Source organism: Kitasatospora sp. NPDC057940 (genome assembly GCF_042887425.1).
In the GTDB taxonomy this organism is placed as follows: Bacteria; Actinomycetota; Actinomycetes; order Streptomycetales; family Streptomycetaceae; genus Kitasatospora.
This window is the reverse complement of the sequence record NZ_JBHVPH010000017.1, coordinates 153,612-169,952: the sequence shown is the minus strand read 5'-3', so window position 1 is coordinate 169,952 and position 16,341 is coordinate 153,612. Positions and strand designations below refer to the sequence as shown.

12 protein-coding genes are annotated in these 16,341 nt (G+C 73.4%); 4 read left to right on the top strand and 8 right to left on the bottom strand.

The features are described from left to right. Nucleotides 1-141 precede the first annotated feature (141 nt). A complete protein-coding gene (locus ACFVTF_RS24705) occupies nucleotides 142-2,832 on the bottom strand; it encodes an SdrD B-like domain-containing protein (protein WP_387816527.1) in 2,691 nt (896 codons plus the stop codon). Between the two features lie 486 nt (nucleotides 2,833-3,318). Here ACFVTF_RS24705 and ACFVTF_RS24700 point away from each other — a divergent pair, with 486 nt between their 5' ends. After that, nucleotides 3,319-3,693: a helix-turn-helix transcriptional regulator gene (locus ACFVTF_RS24700; protein WP_387816561.1), complete on the top strand. Its 375-nt coding sequence runs from the start codon at nucleotides 3,319-3,321 to the stop codon at nucleotides 3,691-3,693. A gap of 52 nt (nucleotides 3,694-3,745) precedes the next feature. Here ACFVTF_RS24700 and ACFVTF_RS24695 read toward each other — a convergent pair whose 3' ends face one another. The 3 genes from ACFVTF_RS24695 to ACFVTF_RS24685 all read right to left on the bottom strand — a co-directional run bounded on the left by ACFVTF_RS24695 (nucleotide 3,746) and on the right by ACFVTF_RS24685 (nucleotide 5,329). Then, entirely contained in the window at nucleotides 3,746-3,910 is a 165-nt protein-coding gene (locus ACFVTF_RS24695; RefSeq protein WP_387816525.1) for a hypothetical protein, read from the bottom strand. Between the two features lie 39 nt (nucleotides 3,911-3,949). Further along, nucleotides 3,950-4,231, bottom strand: coding sequence for a helix-turn-helix domain-containing protein (locus ACFVTF_RS24690; protein ID WP_387816523.1), 282 nt, complete (start codon nucleotides 4,229-4,231; stop codon nucleotides 3,950-3,952). Between the two features lie 219 nt (nucleotides 4,232-4,450). Continuing rightward, on the bottom strand, nucleotides 4,451-5,329 hold the full coding sequence (locus tag ACFVTF_RS24685; RefSeq protein ID WP_387816521.1) for a LysR substrate-binding domain-containing protein: 879 nt from the start codon (nucleotides 5,327-5,329) through the stop codon (nucleotides 4,451-4,453). Between the two features lie 124 nt (nucleotides 5,330-5,453). Between ACFVTF_RS24685 and ACFVTF_RS24680 the strand changes: the two genes are divergently transcribed. After that, nucleotides 5,454-6,506 (top strand): bile acid:sodium symporter family protein, encoded by a 1,053-nt coding sequence (locus ACFVTF_RS24680; RefSeq protein ID WP_387816519.1) that lies wholly within the window; start codon nucleotides 5,454-5,456, stop codon nucleotides 6,504-6,506. Between the two features lie 17 nt (nucleotides 6,507-6,523). On the opposite strand, the gene ACFVTF_RS24675 is transcribed toward ACFVTF_RS24680, so the two are convergent. Further along, the gene (locus tag ACFVTF_RS24675; protein ID WP_387816559.1) at nucleotides 6,524-6,766 is read right to left on the bottom strand and encodes a cold-shock protein; all 243 of its coding nucleotides are present in this window, start codon (nucleotides 6,764-6,766) and stop codon (nucleotides 6,524-6,526) included. Between the two features lie 507 nt (nucleotides 6,767-7,273). On the opposite strand from ACFVTF_RS24675, the gene ACFVTF_RS24670 reads away from it, so the two are divergent. Beyond that, nucleotides 7,274-7,828 carry a hypothetical protein gene (locus tag ACFVTF_RS24670; RefSeq protein WP_387816517.1) on the top strand — a complete coding sequence of 185 codons (555 nt, stop codon included), beginning with the start codon at nucleotides 7,274-7,276 and terminating at the stop codon, nucleotides 7,826-7,828. Between the two features lie 157 nt (nucleotides 7,829-7,985). Here ACFVTF_RS24670 and ACFVTF_RS24665 read toward each other — a convergent pair whose 3' ends face one another. From ACFVTF_RS24665 to ACFVTF_RS24655, 3 genes are all read right to left on the bottom strand, one after another. After that, nucleotides 7,986-9,395, bottom strand: a complete 1,410-nt coding sequence (locus tag ACFVTF_RS24665) for a DUF2079 domain-containing protein (protein ID WP_387816515.1) — start codon at nucleotides 9,393-9,395, stop codon at nucleotides 7,986-7,988. 206 nt (nucleotides 9,396-9,601) lie between these two features. Then, nucleotides 9,602-10,555 carry a Gfo/Idh/MocA family protein gene (locus ACFVTF_RS24660; protein WP_387816513.1) on the bottom strand — a complete coding sequence of 318 codons (954 nt, stop codon included), beginning with the start codon at nucleotides 10,553-10,555 and terminating at the stop codon, nucleotides 9,602-9,604. Between the two features lie 51 nt (nucleotides 10,556-10,606). Further along, nucleotides 10,607-13,243 carry a hypothetical protein gene (locus tag ACFVTF_RS24655; RefSeq protein ID WP_387816512.1) on the bottom strand — a complete coding sequence of 879 codons (2,637 nt, stop codon included), beginning with the start codon at nucleotides 13,241-13,243 and terminating at the stop codon, nucleotides 10,607-10,609. A 456-nt stretch (nucleotides 13,244-13,699) separates the two neighbouring features. Between ACFVTF_RS24655 and ACFVTF_RS24650 the strand changes: the two genes are divergently transcribed. Then, nucleotides 13,700-16,309 (top strand): ABC transporter permease, encoded by a 2,610-nt coding sequence (locus tag ACFVTF_RS24650; protein WP_387816510.1) that lies wholly within the window; start codon nucleotides 13,700-13,702, stop codon nucleotides 16,307-16,309. The last annotated feature ends 32 nt before the right edge of the window (nucleotides 16,310-16,341 follow it).

Genomic DNA, 16,341 nt, shown 5'->3' with positions numbered 1-16,341 from the left:
GGGGCTGCCAACCCCCGGGGTGCGTGTCTTCCCGTTGGTGTTGGTGGGGGCGGGGGTGCGTGCCGTCCCCGTCGTGCGCCCGGGGGGGGGGGGGGCCGGGGTCTTTACCCGCCCCCGGGCCCCGCCCCTCCTCACCGCTTCCTACTGGTGCCGCGCCCTGCGCTTACGGGCGACGAGGACCAGCGCACCGCCGGACGCCACCAGCACCACGCCGCCGACGATCCCCATCGGCACCAGGGCGTTGGCGCCGGTGCTGGGCAGCTGTCCCCCGGCCGGGGGCGGGTTCGCCGTCGACGGGCTCGGCGACTCCGTCGGCCCCGGCGGCGTGCTCGGCGAACTCGTCGGGCTCGGCGAGTTGGTCGGCGTCGGGGTCGGGGTCGGGGTCGGCGTCGGGGTGGGCAGCAGCTTGTTGACCGCCGTCACCGAGACACCGTCCGCGAGGTTGTCGGAGGTCAGCGTCAGCGGGCCGAACACGGTGGTGTCCGGGGCCGCGTAGCCGTCGGGCGGGCTGAGCTCCTGCCAGTAGTACGTCCCCGGCACCCCGGCGCCCTGGCAGAGGCCGTCGGCCCCGGTCGTGCAGGGGCCGCCCACCGCCGTGTCGGGCTTGTCACCGCCGGTCTGCAACCCGTCGGTGCCGTTGGTCTCGTGCCACAGCTGGAACTTCGCCCCCGCCAGCGGCTTGCCGTCCTGGTCGTGCTTGACCAGGCGCAGCGCGCCCTCCTGCTGCCGGAACCCGAAGTCGAAGGTGTGGTCGTTCTCGCCCGGCCCACTGGTGGTCAGCGCCCGCTCGGGGAACTTCGTACCGGGCGGCACCAGGCCCTTGGAATCGATGAAGTGGTTGTCGCCGACGTCCGCGTCGGTGGGCACCCACTGGTAGAGCGGCCCGCCCTTGGCGTAGTCCGCCGGGTTGTCGAGCCGGATCGTGTACTTGGTCCTCGGCTTGAGGCCGCCGGTGACGTTCGAGTCGTCGAAGTAGTACTCGCCGCGCTTCGTCGTCTTCGTCGTGCCGACCAGCTTGCCCGACTCGTCGTAGAGGTGGACGGTCGCGCCCTCCACCGGGCGCTGGCCCGGGTTCTGGATGCCCTTGCGCTCGGGGTCGTACCAGACCCGGTTGCCGATCTGCAGCGGCGCCTGGTCGCAGAGCACCTCCAGGTCGCCCATCGAGGCGCCCTTGCCGAACGGCGCGATCGTCCCGGCCGGGTTGAGCCGGAAGCCGAACTGCGGGTCCTGCTGGCCGTTCGCCCGCTGGAGGAACGACGTGCCGTACCCGAGGGCGGTGTGGTTGGGGTCGAAGGCGGAGACCGCGACGGTGCTCTCGACCTTGGAGAGCGCCATGCCGGCGAACGCCGTGTTGCGGTGGCCGCCCCAGGTCGTGTCGAAGAACCGGGTGCCCCGGGGGGCGAGCCCGCACCCGTTGTTGGTGTCCATCACGTACGTGCCGTTCGCCCGGCAGGCCTTGTTCAGGTCACCGCCGGACATGACGACGGCGACGGAGTTCGGCGCCGGAGCACCCGGCGCGCGGTCACCGAAGCGGTCGCGGAAGGCCAGCAGCATCGAGCCGTCGGTCTCGAACGTGATCTCGCCCAGCTCGGGTTCGGGTTGGGCGATGGTGGCGTTGCCGCACGGACGACCGTTCTGCGAGGTCGGGTAGGTGCTCGTCCACGGGAACCAGCCCGCACCGTCGCACGGGCCCGAGCCGACGGTCGACTGGCGCGGGTAGTCCAGCGGCTGGTCCAGCACCGGCTTGGCGAACACGCCGGTGGCGAGGTCGAAGGGCAGGACCACCGCGCGCAGGTCGGTGAGCTTGCCGGTGGACTCGCCGGAGCACACTCCGCCGAGGTAGCCGGTGCCGTCCTGGATGCCGAGGCCGAACGGGCGCCAGTCCCCCGCCGCCGGGCAGCCCGGGTCGGGGATCGGGTAGGAGGCCGTCGGGCTCCCGGCGGTCGGCAGGGTGGCGTTGTAGCGGTAGAGCTTGCGGTCGTTGAGGTTGACGACGAACAGGTCCTTGCCGTCGTCGGTGATCTTGATGCCGCCCAGGCTCTCCTTGCCCGGCGCGTCGAGGAAGGCGTCGTCGGTGCCGCCGCCGTGGGCCGTCGAGCCCGCGTTCGGGACGGTGGTGAACAGCGTCGTCTTCTTCTGCGCGATGTCGGTGACGTAGATCGCCCCGGCACCGCCCGGACCGTAGTCGGTGGTGCGTTTGGCCACCGCCGAGGAGAACAGCCGCCGGTCGGCCTTGTTCCAGGCGATGCCGTACAGCGTGCCGGTGTCGCCGTTGGTGGCGAGGTTCGTGGCGGTCACGCCCTCGCCGTCCTGGCCGCGCGCGCTGTACGGGAAGGAGACCAGCGTGCGCTGGGCCCCGCCCTCGCGGTCCATCGGCTGGCAGGCCGCGACCAGCGGAGCGTTCTTCTGGCAGTAGTCACCGGGGTTCCAGAGCCCGGTGGTGTACGCCACGTTCTTGCCGCCCGAGAGGTCGACGAACTCCTCGTTGCTGCTGAGCTGGGTCGGCGCGCCGTCCAGCCCCTGCCGCGAGGCGAAGGCAGGGAACAGCACCCCGGGCTTCGGATTCACCACCTGCACCCGGTACTTGCCCCCGGTCGGCTTGGCCGCCGCCGGGGCCAGGGTGACCGTACCGTCGGCCGCCGTCGTCCCCTCGATCGCGACCCCGGCGTCATCCGTGAGCGTCACCTTCACGCCCGCGAGCCCTGGCTCCAGGGCCGGTGTCCACACTCCGCTGGTGTCCACCGCCCGGATCACCCGGACGGTCACCGTCCCGTCGCCGGGCTGTGGGAAGGCCGCCGGCGCCGTCACCAGCGCCGTGGCGGACAGTCCCACCGTCAGCGCCGCGACCTGCGCGGCGTACCTTGTTCGCTGCCTCGTTGGTCCCAATGTCCCGCTCTCATCATCGACGGGTTATCACACCCGAGCTGATCAGGAGTCATCAGCAGATCGGCAATCTTAGTTGTCCGCAAGGGAATTGACGAAACTTCATGTGCACGCGTGACAAGAGCGCCACACCCGCTCCACCACCAGTTCGAATCTTGACTCGTTGGTCCGATACCGTCCGCCCTGCTCGAAAACACCGCCTTCGACCGGAATTCGTCCGGACGGGGCGGTGGGGTGCGGGGGCGTGGCGCAGCGCGCAGGGGCGGGTGCGGGGGCGCGGGAACGGGTGGGGGGCGCAGGGGTGTGGGCGGGGCCCGGGCCGGCGCACGCCTCCGCGCGACCCTGTCGGACCGGGCGGGTAGCGTGGCAGACGTGCCCCAGGTGTCCCGAGTCCCCCTACCCGACCTCGTCCGGCTGCGCCGGGCCCGCGACCGGATGGACCGCGACTACGCCCAGCCACTGGACGTGTCGGCACTGGCGCACACCGCACTGATGTCGCCGGGCCACTTCTCCCGCAGCTTCCGCGCCGCCTTCGGCGAGACCCCGTACGGCTACCTCATGACCCGCCGGATCGAGCGGGCCAAGGCACTGCTGCGGCGCGGCGACCTGAGCGTGACGGAGGTCTGCATGGCGGTCGGCTGCACCTCGCTGGGCTCGTTCAGCTCGCGGTTCACCCAGTTGGTCGGCGAGACCCCCAGCGCGTACCGGGCCCGGGACCACGACCACGCCGCCGCCCTCCCGGCCTGCGTCGCCAAGGTCCACACCCGGCCGACCAGGACCGGGGGCGCGGGCGACCCCACCGGCCCGTAGCGCGGCGTTCGACCGGGTTCGGCAGCGGACACGCCTCAGGACGCGTCGCCTCTCAGGACGCGTCGTCCGAGTCCGGCTCCGGGGGCAGGCCCACCTCCTCGCGGTCCTCCTCGGTGCGCTCGTCGAGCTCCTCCTCGTCGGGCCTCCGGGGCAGACCGCGCCCGTGCCCGGTGTCCGGGTCGCCTTCGACGTCCTTGTTGGGCTTGTGGTGCGACATGGCGCCTCCTCGCCCCCGATTCCGCCGGTACCTTCCCACTCAAACGCGCGCCCCGGGCACCCGCAAGCCGGGGCCGCGATCACGCGGTGCCCCGCCCGGCGCTTCGGAGAACGCCGCCGACTCGAACTGCGCCCGCTGGTCGGCGTCCAGCCGCAGCACGTCCACGAGCAGCCGCACCGTCTCCCGCCGGGGCCGCAGCGCCCCGCCCCGTTCCAAGTTGCGCACCGCGCGAACACTCAGCGTGGCGAGCTCGGCCAGTTGCTGCTGGGTCAGGCCCCGGTGCTTCCGGTGTCCGTGCAGCATGTCGCCAAATCGCATCATTTCCGACCTTTCCCTGTCCGCGTCAGCCGGCTGCTCTAACCTTCGTAACGCGACCGGGGAACCGTCGGGTTCAACGACCGAGCGGCGTGAAGTCCGGCTGCGGACAGCGCCCTTGACTCTCTGTCACCATCGACGGAAGGAACCAACCGTCGGATCCGCCGCCTCGCCGCTGCCGTGCGCTCGCCCACGGCCGGGGGCGCCCATGGCCGTCGCCCCCCGTCACGGCTCCGCCCGCTCCGGCGCGCGTTGCAGGCGGAACGCGTCCGCGAGGACGGCCTGGGCCAGCACCCGGGCCGGGCCGCGCGCCGTGGTGCGCCCCGTGGTGAGGGCGAACTCGGTGGTGCCGAGGCTGGGCAGGCCCGGCTGGTCGGGCAGCGCGCGCAGGCCCGACGGGATCAGGCTGCGGGCGTGCGGCACCACCCCGAGGCCGGCCAGCGCGGCGGCCCGGACCCCGGAGAGGCTGGTGCTGGTGCAGGCGATCCGCCAGGGCCGCCCGTCGCGTTCGCAGGCCTCCAGGGCGCGGACCCGGATGAAGCTGGGCGGCGGGTAGACGATCAGCGGCAGCGGCTCCGCCGGGTCCGGCCGGAAGTCCTCCGCCGCGATCCACACCAGCTTGTCCTGCCACACCAGTTGGCCCTGCGAGCCGTCGCCGGGCGGGCGCTTGCCGAGCACCAGGTCGAGCCGTCCGTCGGCCAGCTGCTCGTAGAGCACGGCGCTGAGGCCGACGGTGAGTTCGAGGTCGACCTGGGGGTTGCTCCGCCGGAAGCTCCGCAGGATCTGCGGCAGCTCGGTGTGGACGAAGTCCTCCGAGGCGCCGAACCGCACCCGCCCGCGCACCTGCGTCTGCGCGAAGTAGCCGAGCGCCTGCTCGTGCGCCTCCAGGATCGTCCGGGCGAAGCCGAGCATGGCCTCGCCCTCGCTGGTGAGCTGCACGGAGTGGGTGTCGCGCAGGAAGAGCTGCCGGTCCGCGGCCGTCTCCAGCCGCCGCACGTGCTGGCTGACCGTCGACTGCCGCAGCCCCAGTCGCTGGGCGGCCCGGGTGAAGCCGCCGGTCTGGGCCACCGCGAGGAAGGACCTCAACTGCACCGGATCGAACACGCGGCCATTCTATCCGCTGATATCACGGATCATGATGACAGTGATCGCCGCCAGCGGGATTCACAATCACCCCGGCGGGCGGCAGGCTGGGGCCGTCCCACCCGAACCGCCACCGCGGAGAACCATGCCCCGCCCGAACCGCCCGCTCCGCTCCCACCTGCCCCGGCGCCCCGCCCGCCTCCGGGTCGACCCGTTCATCGCCGCCCTGCTGGGCACCGTGGCAGTGGCCGCCCTGCTCCCCGCCCACGGCGCCGCCGCACCGGCCTTCTCGGACGCCGCCACCGGCGCGGTCGCCGTCCTGTTCTTCCTCTACGGTGCCCGCCTCTCCGCCCGCGAGGCCTGGGAAGGGCTCAAGCAGTGGCGGCTGCACGGCACCGTGCTCGCGGTCACCTTCGGCCTCTTCCCCCTGCTCGGGGTGGCCGCCCACCTGCTGGTGCCGGCGGTGCTGTCGCCGCAGCTCTACCAGGGCCTGCTGTTCCTGACCCTGCTGCCCTCCACCGTGCAGTCCTCGATCGCCTTCACCTCCATCGCCCGCGGCAACACGGCCGCGGCGGTCTGCAGCGCGACCTTCTCCAGCCTCTTCGGCATCGTCCTGACCCCGCTGCTCGCCGCCGTGCTCCTGCACACCGAGGGAGGCGTCTCGCCGGGCACCGTGCTGGAGATCGCCGAGCAGCTCCTGCTCCCCTTCGCCGCCGGCCAGGTGCTGCGCCGCTGGATCGCCGCCTGGATGGCCCGCCACCGCGCCGTCCTCGGCCTGGTCGACCGCGGCTCGATCCTGCTGGTCGTCTACAGCGCCTTCAGCGCCGCCGTCGTGGGCGGGGTGTGGGGCGCCCTCTCGCTGCCCCGGCTGGCGGCACTGCTGGGGGTGGAGGCGGCGCTGCTGGGGGTGGTCCTGACCGCGACGCTGCTGGTCGGCCGCCGGCTCGGGTTCGGCCGGGGAGACCTGGTCGCGATCGTCTTCTGCGGCTCCAAGAAGAGCCTGGCCAGCGGCGTCCCGATGGCCGCCGTCCTCTTCCCGGGCGCGGCGGCCGGGCTGATGGTGCTGCCGCTGATGCTCTTCCACCAGCTGCAACTGATGGTCTGCGCCGTGCTGGCCCGCCGCTGGGGCGCGCAGGCCGAGGGCGCCGGGGCCACGGCGCAGCCGACGGCCGCGCGGGCCCTCGACCACGTGGCCTGACGGGCCCCGCGGCGGCCTCAGAGACCGATGACGTCGACGGCCTGCGGGCCCTTGGGGCCCTGCTCGACCTGGTACTCGACCCGCTGGCCCTCCTCCAGGGTCCGGTACCCGACCCCGACGATGGACGAGTAGTGGACGAAGAGGTCCGGGCCGGGGACGTCCGGCACGATGAACCCGAACCCCTTCTCGGCGTTGAACCACTTCACCGTGCCGAAGTTGATCAAAGCGCGCCGGCCCTCCGCCGGCCGCGTGGCGGTCATGGTGTCCGCCTGCCCGGTGTCCGGCCGCCCGCTGTCCGCCCACGCCGGGGCGCCGACCGCCGCCAGGGCGCCGAGGGCGACGGCCGACGCGCACACCACGGCCGCCACGCGGCCACGCACAAGGACGAGAGGGGACATCACAAGCCTCCTGGTGGGAGAGGGACCGGGCCGTTCAGCAGTGGCACGCGCGACTGATCGCGTACTCACGGTGTCCGCGGCCGCCCCGTCCCGCAAGCCCGGACGACCGACCGGGCGGTCGTCCGTCCCCGCCGCCCTCGGGCCCGCGAGGCCGGGCCCCGGTCCTGGACCATTCGAGGCGCATCGGCGGGGTTCCCGGGATGGCGACGGCCGGGATCCGTCGCGCCGTGCCACCGTCACCCTTCGGTGTCGCCCTCCGACGCCACTCCTCGACGCCCTGCGGCCCGCCTCGCCCCACGCGCGGACCGCACCCTCCGGTCCGACGAAAGAAAGGGAACCCACGTGTCCGTACGCCGAAGCGTTGTGATCGTGTCCGCCGTCCTCGCCGCGCTGTCCACCGGCGTGGCCCCCGCCGCCGACGCAGCCCCGCCGGCCGCCCCGGAAGTCCTGGACTGCGCCGTGAAGGCCGCCGTCACCTTCAGCCCGCCGCTCTCGGCCGACCCGCAGGCCATCACCATGGCGGTCGACGGGACGGCGAGCGGGTGCACGGACTCGCTGGACGGCCCGACGGCCGTGACGGGCGGCACCGTCGCCGCGACGCTCAGGTTCGGCACGCTCAGCTGCAGCCCGGCGACGCCGCCGGCACTGGCGCCGGACTCCTCGGCGACCTTCACCTGGAACCTGAAGGACGGCACGCAGGCGACCAGCACCGTCACCGACATCGCCATCGTCGAGGTCGACGGCTCCGGGACCCTCACCGGCACCGTCACCGACTCCTCCAGCCGCCTGGCCGGGCAGAAGCTGACCGCGCTCGTGGACGTCACCAGCGACCAGCCGCTCGTGGACAACTGCGTCGACGTCCTGCTCGGGACCGGCCGGCCCATCGCCGACTCGACCCTGACCGCCGACATCTCCTTCAGCTGACACCAGGCCGACCTGCCGTCCCGTCCCGCTGGCTGTCGTCCCTCCGGCGCGCGCAGGGCCACCCCGCAACCGGGGGGTCCTGCGCGCGTCGACGCAACCACCGCACGTCGGCGTCGAGTTGTCGCCACGCCTCCCGCCGTCCCACCACCGCCCCGGGTCAGCCCGCAGGGTCGGTGAGCCGGTAGACCGTGATACCGGCGGCACTCGCGACGGGGCGGTAGCCGGCGCCGGGGAGGGCGCGGAGGGCTTCGACCTCGTCGCGGGCGGGGAGGAGCCCGTCCCTCGGACGGTCGGCTGCCACCACCCAGTCGGGCCGCGCACCGGGGCCGCCCGGGTAACGGGGGAAGAGGTAGACCCGGGTGCGGCCGGTGAGTTGGGCCGCGAAGCCGTTGGCGGCGGCCACCTCGGCACCGTCCGGGATCCGGCGCAGCAGCGCGCTCACCGCGTCGACGGTCGCGTCGCGCTGCCAGGTGGCGGGCCGGGCCAGTTCCGCGAGGGGCTGGGCGGGCAGGGCGGCGGCCGTCACGGCGAGCCCGACGGCCACGGAACCGCGGACCGTCCACCGCCGCAGGCCGCGCCGGGCCCGGAACCGGAGCCGAAGCCGGGTCAGGGCGTCGACGAAGGCGAGGAACACGATCGGCATCAGGACGGCGCCGTAGTGGAAGCCCGTCCCCCAGTAGAACGGGTTGGTGGACCAGAAGCGCCAGCCCAACGTCGGCAGGGCGAGCAGGACCAGCGGGGAGCGCAGCGCCAGGAACGCGGTGGGGGCCAGGATCGTGACGACGGTGTGCCACTTCTCGCCGGGCAGGAGCAGCCTCGTCACGGGGTCGCCGGCCGGGCCATCGACACTGGAGAGGTAGGTGTAGGCGCCGTCCGGGTTGAGGGCCGGGATGACGACCAGCAGCACCAGGAGCAGGGTGGCGGCGGAGAGCGCGACGACGCTCGCGCCCAGTCGGCGGCGGCCCTGCCAGAACAGGTAGCAGCCGATGACGGCGACCGTCGCCGCGAGGTCCTCCTTCACCAGCAGCAGCGGCAGGGCGAAGCCGACCGCCGCCCGCCACCGCCGGAGCATCAGCCGCTCCAGCGAGAACGCCAACAGTGGTACGGCGAAGGCGATTTCGTGGAAGTCGAAGCCGACGGCCTGTTGCAGGCCGACCGACAGCCCGTACGCCACCCCGATGCCCGCGCCCGCCCACCGGCCGACCGCCCGCACCGCGGCCCTGGTCACGGGGACGACGGACACGGCGAGCAGCGCCGCCTGGGCGACGAGCAGGGTGAGCGCGGAGGGGAAGACCCGGTAGAACGGTGCGAGGGTGACCAGGATCGGGTGGAAGTGGTCCCCGAGCAGGTGGAAGCCCGGCCCCTTCAACTCGGAGACCGGCGCGCGGCCCTCGGCGTAGCCGCGCACGGCCTGCTCGAAGATCCCCAGGTCGAAGCCGTTCGTCCGCAGGTGCAGGTGACGGGAGACGGACAGCGCGGTGTAGGCGGCGAACAGCACGGCGGCGAGCACCCAGGGCAGCAGCGCCACCCCCGCCCCCTCGGCGGCGGACCCCCGCCGTTCGGGCACGGGCCGGGTCTCGGCCGTGGCGCGGGCTGCACGGATCGGGCTCAGGGGCAACGGGAGCTCACTTGCGACGGGGCGGACGGGGAGTGACCCCAGAAGCCTCCGACCAACCCGCTGAAGATCCGCTGAAGAAGTCTGAGCACCCCTTCAGGAACCGCGACGCCCCCGCACCCGCCTACGCGGGCACGGGGGCGTGCGCGCCCCGGGGACTACTCCGCGCCGGGCGCCGCGTGATGGATCTCGGTGATCCTCGCGGCCGCGTCGAACCCGAGGACCGGGTCCGGACGGTCGGAGAGCAGGCTCTCGTACAGCGGCCGGTAGTGGGCCACCTTCCGGGCCGTCCGACCGTCCGTCCCGAAGGCGGCGAGCAGGTCACCGTCCCGGGCTGCGAAGCCGGTCATGGAGGTGTGGTCGATCCACACCTCCACACCCGCCCGGCCGAGGACCAGAGTGCTCTCCTTGCTGCTGGAGCCCGTGAGCCAGCTGCTGCGCAGACGTGCGGTGCCCGACTCGCCCCGGGACCGGTACTCGGCGGTGCACCACGCGCTGGCGCCGCCGTCCAGTTGCCGGGCGGAGGTGAGCGCCGTGAGGTCGACCAGGCGGGTGAGCATGCTGAGCTGGTTCACCCCGGAGTCCATCCAGCTGGAGCCGTAGGACTCGTAGGCGTCGGCGCCCTTGAGGACGTAGGGGTCGTAGAACGCGGAGGTGACGGCTGTGACGGGCCCCCACTCGGGGTGCTCGGCGAGCAGTTCCGCCGCCCAGCCGACCTCGGGCGAGAAGGCGAAGTGGTGCGCGGTGAACAACCGGCCCCGCACGTCGACCGCTTCGTCCAGCGCGCGGAGCCGCCCGAGCGAGGCGAGGTCGTGGACGAGGGGTTTCTCGACCAGCACCTTGGCCGTGGAGAGCCGGAGAGCCTGGGCCGCCAGCTCCGCGTGCGTGTGCGTGGGAGTGGCGAGCACGAGCAGATCGGGTCGGTGCTCCGCGAGCGCTTCGTCCAGGCCGGCGTAGTGACGCGGGGTGGCTCCACGGAACGGGGGCGGTTCCGCCCGGTGCGGATCGACCGTGAACTCGACCAGCACGTCGGCCCGTTCGGCCAGGACCGCGAGATGGGTCTGCGCGATGGTGCCGACGCCGACGAGGCCGACGCTTACGAGGTCAGTCATCGAACTCTGCTTTCTGCGGACGACTCGGCCGAGGTGTGGGGCCGGGGAGCGTCATCGACGTGCCACCACCGCTGCCCAGCGGCCCAACGACGCGGCGGGGCCGTCCACCCAGCCGACGGCAGGCAGGTGCTCCGCGGCGGCGAGGGAGCCGTCGATCCAGGAGGTCGCGATGGGAACCCAGTAGGTGTTGCCCCCGGACGTACGGGTGCGCGCATCGAGCTCGGACCGCGTGCGACGAGCACTCTCGTGGTCACCGGCGAGCACGCCGAGGAGGATCTCGGCCACGTCCGCCAGGTTGTGGCCGCCCCGGTAGGCGATCCCGTCCGCAAGGTGCCGAGTGTCTCCCACTGCGGACCGGGCGGCACCGGCGTCGCCGGCCATGGCGTGGGCCACCGCCTCGGCGGACCGGAGCTTGACCAGTTCGACGGGGTTGGGCACCAGGTCGAGCAGTTCCCGGGCCCGGCCCGCCGCGTCGGCGACCGCTGCCGTGCCCCCGGACCAGCAGGCGGTCTGCGCCAGGTTGGCGAGCGCCTTCGCCTCTGCGGCGGCCAGTCCCTCGCGCCTCGCCAGGTCGATCGCCTCGTGGTAGACGGAAGTCGCCTCCTCGAAGCGGGCGTTGACCCGCCAGATGTGCCCGGTCAGCCGGAGTCGTTCGCCTTCGTCCTCCGGGCCACGGACCGGCTGTTCGTGCAGGGAGGTGAGAGCGGTCGCGAACCGTCCGTTGAGGTAGTCGAAGTCGCTGAGCCAGTAGCGGGCGGCCGCGTCGAACTCGCCCCCCACCAAACCCCGGTAGATCTCCGCGGCCTGCGTGTAGTCGCCGTGGTTGCGCAGGGCGTGGGCCAGGTGGATGCGGACCAGCTGTGCCGTCCGGCCACCGTGCCGCACGTCTCCGGCCGCGCCGCCGAGCAACTCGATCGCCTCCTCGACGCGGCCGGTCCGGCGGAGCTGGACTCCTCGGATGGCGGCCCGGATCGCCCGGTACTCGGGGAGTCCCACCGGGCCGCCGGTGAGGCCGGCGCCGAGCTCCGACCACTGGCCGGCCTCGACGAGCCGCTGCGTGGCCAACGCCATCCAGTCGTCGAAGACACCGTGCTCGGCAGAGAGCTTGAGCCCGGTTTCGAGGGCTTGCGCCGTCGCCACCCGCCCGCCGGAGGGGCCCAGGCGTTCGCCCAGCCAGCTCAGCAGCCGGGCGGCGACCTCACTGCGGTCACGATCCGACCAGCCGTCCGGAAGCGTCCGGTCCGCCTCGCCGATGGCCTGCCGCAACGCCACGTGCAACGCGTACGGGAACGCATAGGCGTCGTCGTGTGTCAGGAACGGTCGGCGAAGGAACCGCGCCACGCTCCCGTCGGAGACTCCGGGTTGGCCGGCGCGCAGCAGCTCTGCGCCCACCCGGTCGGTGAGCGCTGCGGTTCGGACCAGGTCGCGCTCCTCCCGGGGGAGGTCCCTGATCGACCGGGTCGCGACGGCCGTGAACGAGCCGCCGAAGTCCGCCACGGAAGGTTGCCCGCCGCGTGCCAGCAGGGCGGCGCAGTGGGAGACCGACAGGTCCAGGTACAGGGGAAGCCCCTGGCCGCCGGAGATGACGCGTTCCCGGATCTCCGCCGACATCGCGGGCTCACCGTCCCGGACGAGGGCCTCACGGAGATAGCTGTCCGCGTCGGAGTCCGACAGGTACCCCACGAGGTGCTGCCGTGGTTCGGCCGTGTCGTTGCTGAAGTGCAGGTGGGGCCAGCACTCCGGGCCGGCGAAGTCCAGCTCTCCGCCCGCGCCCGAGTCGGCCCAGTCGATCCGGTTCCGGCCGGTGATGACGAACAGCACGTTCGGCATCAGATAGGCGCAGCGCTGGACGAGCCGTTCCACTGCGCGATCGGCCTGACCGTTGACCACCTCGAAGGTGTCGAGGAAAACACACACCCGGGGCCGTCGGCCCGCCCGACCGCCCCTGGGTTGCCGTTCCAGGTCCCAGGCCAGCAGGTACGGGAAGTACGAGAGCGTCTCGTAGTCGGCGTCCGCCTCGACCAGTTCGGCGAACAGGTCGCAGTCGGCCAGCAGCCGGCCCTCCCGCACCCGGTCCCGGACAGCGCGGTACGTGACCAGCGCGGCCCGGTGGGCCAGTCCGGTCAGACCTCCCAGACCGCCCGGGTCGACCTGCTTCACGGCCTCCGCGATCTGGTCGCCCAGCGCGATGCTCCGCGAGGCGCGCCGCAGCGCCGGCGAGGCGTCCAGGAACTCCTGCAAGGCCTCACCGGGGTGGGCGCGAGCCCAGTAGGAGGCCAGAGCCAGGTCGAAGGCCGGCCAACGGTTCCCCAACTGCCCCAGGGCGGCCCTCAGGCGCAGCAGCAGACTCTCGATGTCGCCGGCGCCCTCCTCCGAGAGGTCGATCCGCACGGTCACCACGTCGTCGCGCTCCTTCTCCCGCGCTTCGGCGAGGAGGCGGCGCTCCAACTCGTGGGAGAGCGTCGTCTTGCCTATGCCGCCGACGCCGTAGAAGGTCAGCACATTGCGGCGGCCCTGCCCGCGGTCCACGACCGGCGTGACCTCGGCCTCGTCCAGCATCCGGTGGAGCTCGTCGACCGACCGGGCGAACGCGGCCACCTCGTCGACCCGGTTGGTGAAGACCTGCTGAGCCGTGACGGTGGACGACAGGCCGCTCATGAATGCGGCTCTCAGGTTCACCCGTGCCATGGGTCCTCCTAGCGTGCGTCGAGCCACGGTCGGTTCGGCGGCATCTCCCGCAGCTGGATGCCGTGCTGAAATCTTGTCAGTGATTACTGCGACGCCACAATCTCGCCCATGGGGATTTCGGGCGGCCGCCCCCGTGCGCTCCCCGGCCACGACGATGGGGCACGGCGGGGCCTCGGGTAGGCTCCCCGAGCATGTCTCAACCTGCGTGGGGTGCCGCATCCGCCGGCTGGTCGATCCGATCGGGTACGGCGTCCGGAAGTTACGGTGCGTCAAGACTCTTGATACCGGGAGCGGATGCCGTACGCACCGGAGCGAATCGCGGCTCCCTCCCTCCCGTAATGGGACCGTCCGATTCCGGCAGGAGTGCCTTCTCCGGTTGTGCGGCCCGATGACCACGACGACCGTGGAGGAGATCGCCGCGGGGCAGATCGCGGCGCGCATGACGCAGCTGGGCACGTGGTGATCCGCCGCGTCCGACGGCTGGTGCGCCTCGTGGTGCCGGAGCGCAGGGACCTGGCGCTGGCGTGGAGCACGATCAGGGGGCGCAAGGGCGGCTTCGTCGGCTCCTTCGTCGCGATCGTCGCGGGCTCGGCGGTGATCACCGCCTGCGGGATCCTGCTGTTGTCCGGGCTCAGCACCGGGGTGGCCCCCGAACGCTACTCGGGCGCGGCGGTGGTCCTCGGCGCGGAGCAGTCGTACTGGTTGGACGAGAGCTCCGAGGTCCGGTACGGCGAGCGCGTGACGCTGCCCGCCGACAAGGTCGCCGCCGTCGCCGCCGTGCCCGGTGTCCGGTCCGCCGTCGGCGATGTCGACGTCGAGCTCGGCGTGCTGGCCCCGGACGGCCGCGCGGTGGGCGGTCCGGGCGGTTTCCCCGTGGTCGGGCACGGCTGGTCCGCCGCGGTGCTCGGGCCGTTCGCGGTGCAAGCGGGCAGCGCGCCCGCCGGGCCCGACGAGGTCGTGCTCGACGCGGGCCTCGCCGCGCGCGCCCACGTGTCGCCCGGCGCGACGGTGCGGCTGGTGGTCGGCTCGGTCGCGTCGCCGTACCGCGTGGTGGGCGTCGCCTCCCCGCCGGGGGGCGGGTTGGGCCGCCAGTCCGCGGTGTTCTTCACCGACGGCCGGGCGGCGGAGCTGTCCGGCCGTCCGGACCGGGTGGACGCGATCGGTGTGCGGGCCGGGCCCGACGTCACCCCGGAGCAGTTGGCCGGCAGGATCACGGCCGCCGTGCCCGGCGTGGTGGCGCACACCGGCGCGGAGCGCGGCGACGTGGAGTTCCTGGACGTGGGCGACGCCCGCAGCCTGGTGGTCGAGACGTCGGCGTCGTTCGGCGGCACCATGGTGCTGATCGTGGTGTTCGTGGTGGCGAGCACGCTCGCCCTGTCGGTGCGGCAGCGCAGGCGCGAACTGGCCCTGCTGCGTGCCATCGGCGCGACGCCCCGGCAGATCCACCGGATGATCGGCGCCGAGATGACCCTGGTGTCGTCGGCGGGCGCCCTGGTCGGCGCGGTCCCCGGCGTCGTCATCGCGTTCGTGATGCGCGGCGTGTTCGTCCTCGCGGGCGCGATGCCCGCGGACTTCCGGATGGACGTGGGGTGGCCGCCCTTCCTCGCCTCGCTGGTGCTGTGCATGGCCGGCGCCCGGCTCGGCGGCTGGCTGGTCGCGCGCCGGGTGTCCGGGACCAGCCCGGTCGAGGCGCTCGGGGACGCCGCCGTCGAGCCCGGGAGGATCGGCCGGGTCCGGTTGGCCGTCGGCTTCCTGCTCGTCCCGCTCGGGCTGCTGCTGACCTCGGGCGAGGTGGCGGTGTCGGGCGACTCCGCCGCCGACACCGCGGCGAGCGCGGTCCTGCTGTTCGTCGTGGCGCTGGGCTGTGTCGGCCCGCTGCTGATCAGAGGCGCCGTCGTGCTGTTCGGCCCGCGCCTGAACCGGCAGTCCACGGCCGCCGGCTTCCTCGCCCAGGCCAACGCGCGGGCCGACGCGCGGCGACTCGCTTCGGCCGTCACCCCGCTGGCCATGGGCGTGACCCTGGCCGCCGTGCAGGTGTTCGGCGCCTCCACGACGGTCGCGGCGGCGCAGGACCAACTCGACGCCGGCCTGCGGGCCGACCACGTGCTGACCTCGTCGTCCGGCGCCGGGGTGTCCCCGGAGGTCGTGGACGCCGTGCGCGGCGTGCCCGGCGCCGCCGTGACGACGCCGGTGGCCCGGATGCGGGTGCTGCTGACGTTCCCGTCCGAGGACAGCACCGCGACCAAGGTCTTCACCGCCCAGGGCGTCGCGCCCGAACGGCTCTCCGAGACCATGGACCTCAGGGTGGTCGAGGGCGACACCGCGGAACTGCGCGGCGAGACGGTGGCGTTGAGCCGGGCCGTCGCGGAGACCGTCCACGCGCGGCGCGGTGGGACGGTCGACCTGCGGCTCGGCGACGGCACGGCGGTCAGGCCGCGGGTGGTGGCGGTCTACGAGCGGGGCCCGGGCTTCGGGGACGTCACCCTGCCCAACGACCTCGTCGTCGCGCACACCACCGCGCGGGTCGACACCGCCGTGCTGGTCAGGTCCGCGGACGGGACCGACCCGAAGGCGCTCGCCGACGCGCTGCGCGGCGCCGTCGGACGCTACCCGACGGTCCAGGTGGGCGGCCAGGAGGCGTTCAAGGCCGCGCCCGGGGGCGGCGGTTCGGGTGACTGGGCGCTCAACCTCCTGTTCCAGACCGTGCTGTTGGGCTACATCGCCATCGCCGTGGTGAACACCCTGGTGATGGCGACGGCCGCGCGGGTGCGCGAGTTCGCGATGCTGCGCCTCATCGGCGCCGAGCGGGCCCAGGTCCGCGCGATGATGAACGGCGAGGCCAGGATCGTGGTCTTCTCGGCGCTGCTGTTCGGCCTGCTGGCGACGATCCCGCCCCTGGTCGGCATCAGCCTCGGGCTGACGGGGTCGCCCGTTCCGTCCGTCTCCCCCGTCGGCCTCGTCGCGATCGTGGCGCTCACCGTCGCGCTCTCCTGGGGTTCGATCGCGGTGGCGACCCGGTCCGCCCTGCGGCCGGCGCCGGTCGACGCGATCGGCGGGCGCGAGTGAGCCGCCCGGCGAGCGCGCCCGGGCCCCGGAAT

Excerpts from the sequence above, each read along its gene's own strand:
- ACFVTF_RS24675 (WP_387816559.1), bottom strand. The coding sequence starts at position 6,766 with ATGACCGCCACGCGGCCGGCGGAGGGCCGGCGCGCTTTGATCAACTTC.
- ACFVTF_RS24680 (WP_387816519.1), top strand. The coding sequence starts at position 5,454 with ATGCCCCGCCCGAACCGCCCGCTCCGCTCCCACCTGCCCCGGCGCCCC.
- ACFVTF_RS24700 (WP_387816561.1), top strand. The coding sequence starts at position 3,319 with ATGGACCGCGACTACGCCCAGCCACTGGACGTGTCGGCACTGGCGCAC.
- ACFVTF_RS24660 (WP_387816513.1), bottom strand. The coding sequence starts at position 10,555 with ATGACTGACCTCGTAAGCGTCGGCCTCGTCGGCGTCGGCACCATCGCG.
- ACFVTF_RS24695 (WP_387816525.1), bottom strand. The coding sequence starts at position 3,910 with ATGTCGCACCACAAGCCCAACAAGGACGTCGAAGGCGACCCGGACACC.
- ACFVTF_RS24655 (WP_387816512.1), bottom strand. The coding sequence starts at position 13,243 with ATGGCACGGGTGAACCTGAGAGCCGCATTCATGAGCGGCCTGTCGTCC.
- ACFVTF_RS24690 (WP_387816523.1), bottom strand. The coding sequence starts at position 4,231 with ATGATGCGATTTGGCGACATGCTGCACGGACACCGGAAGCACCGGGGC.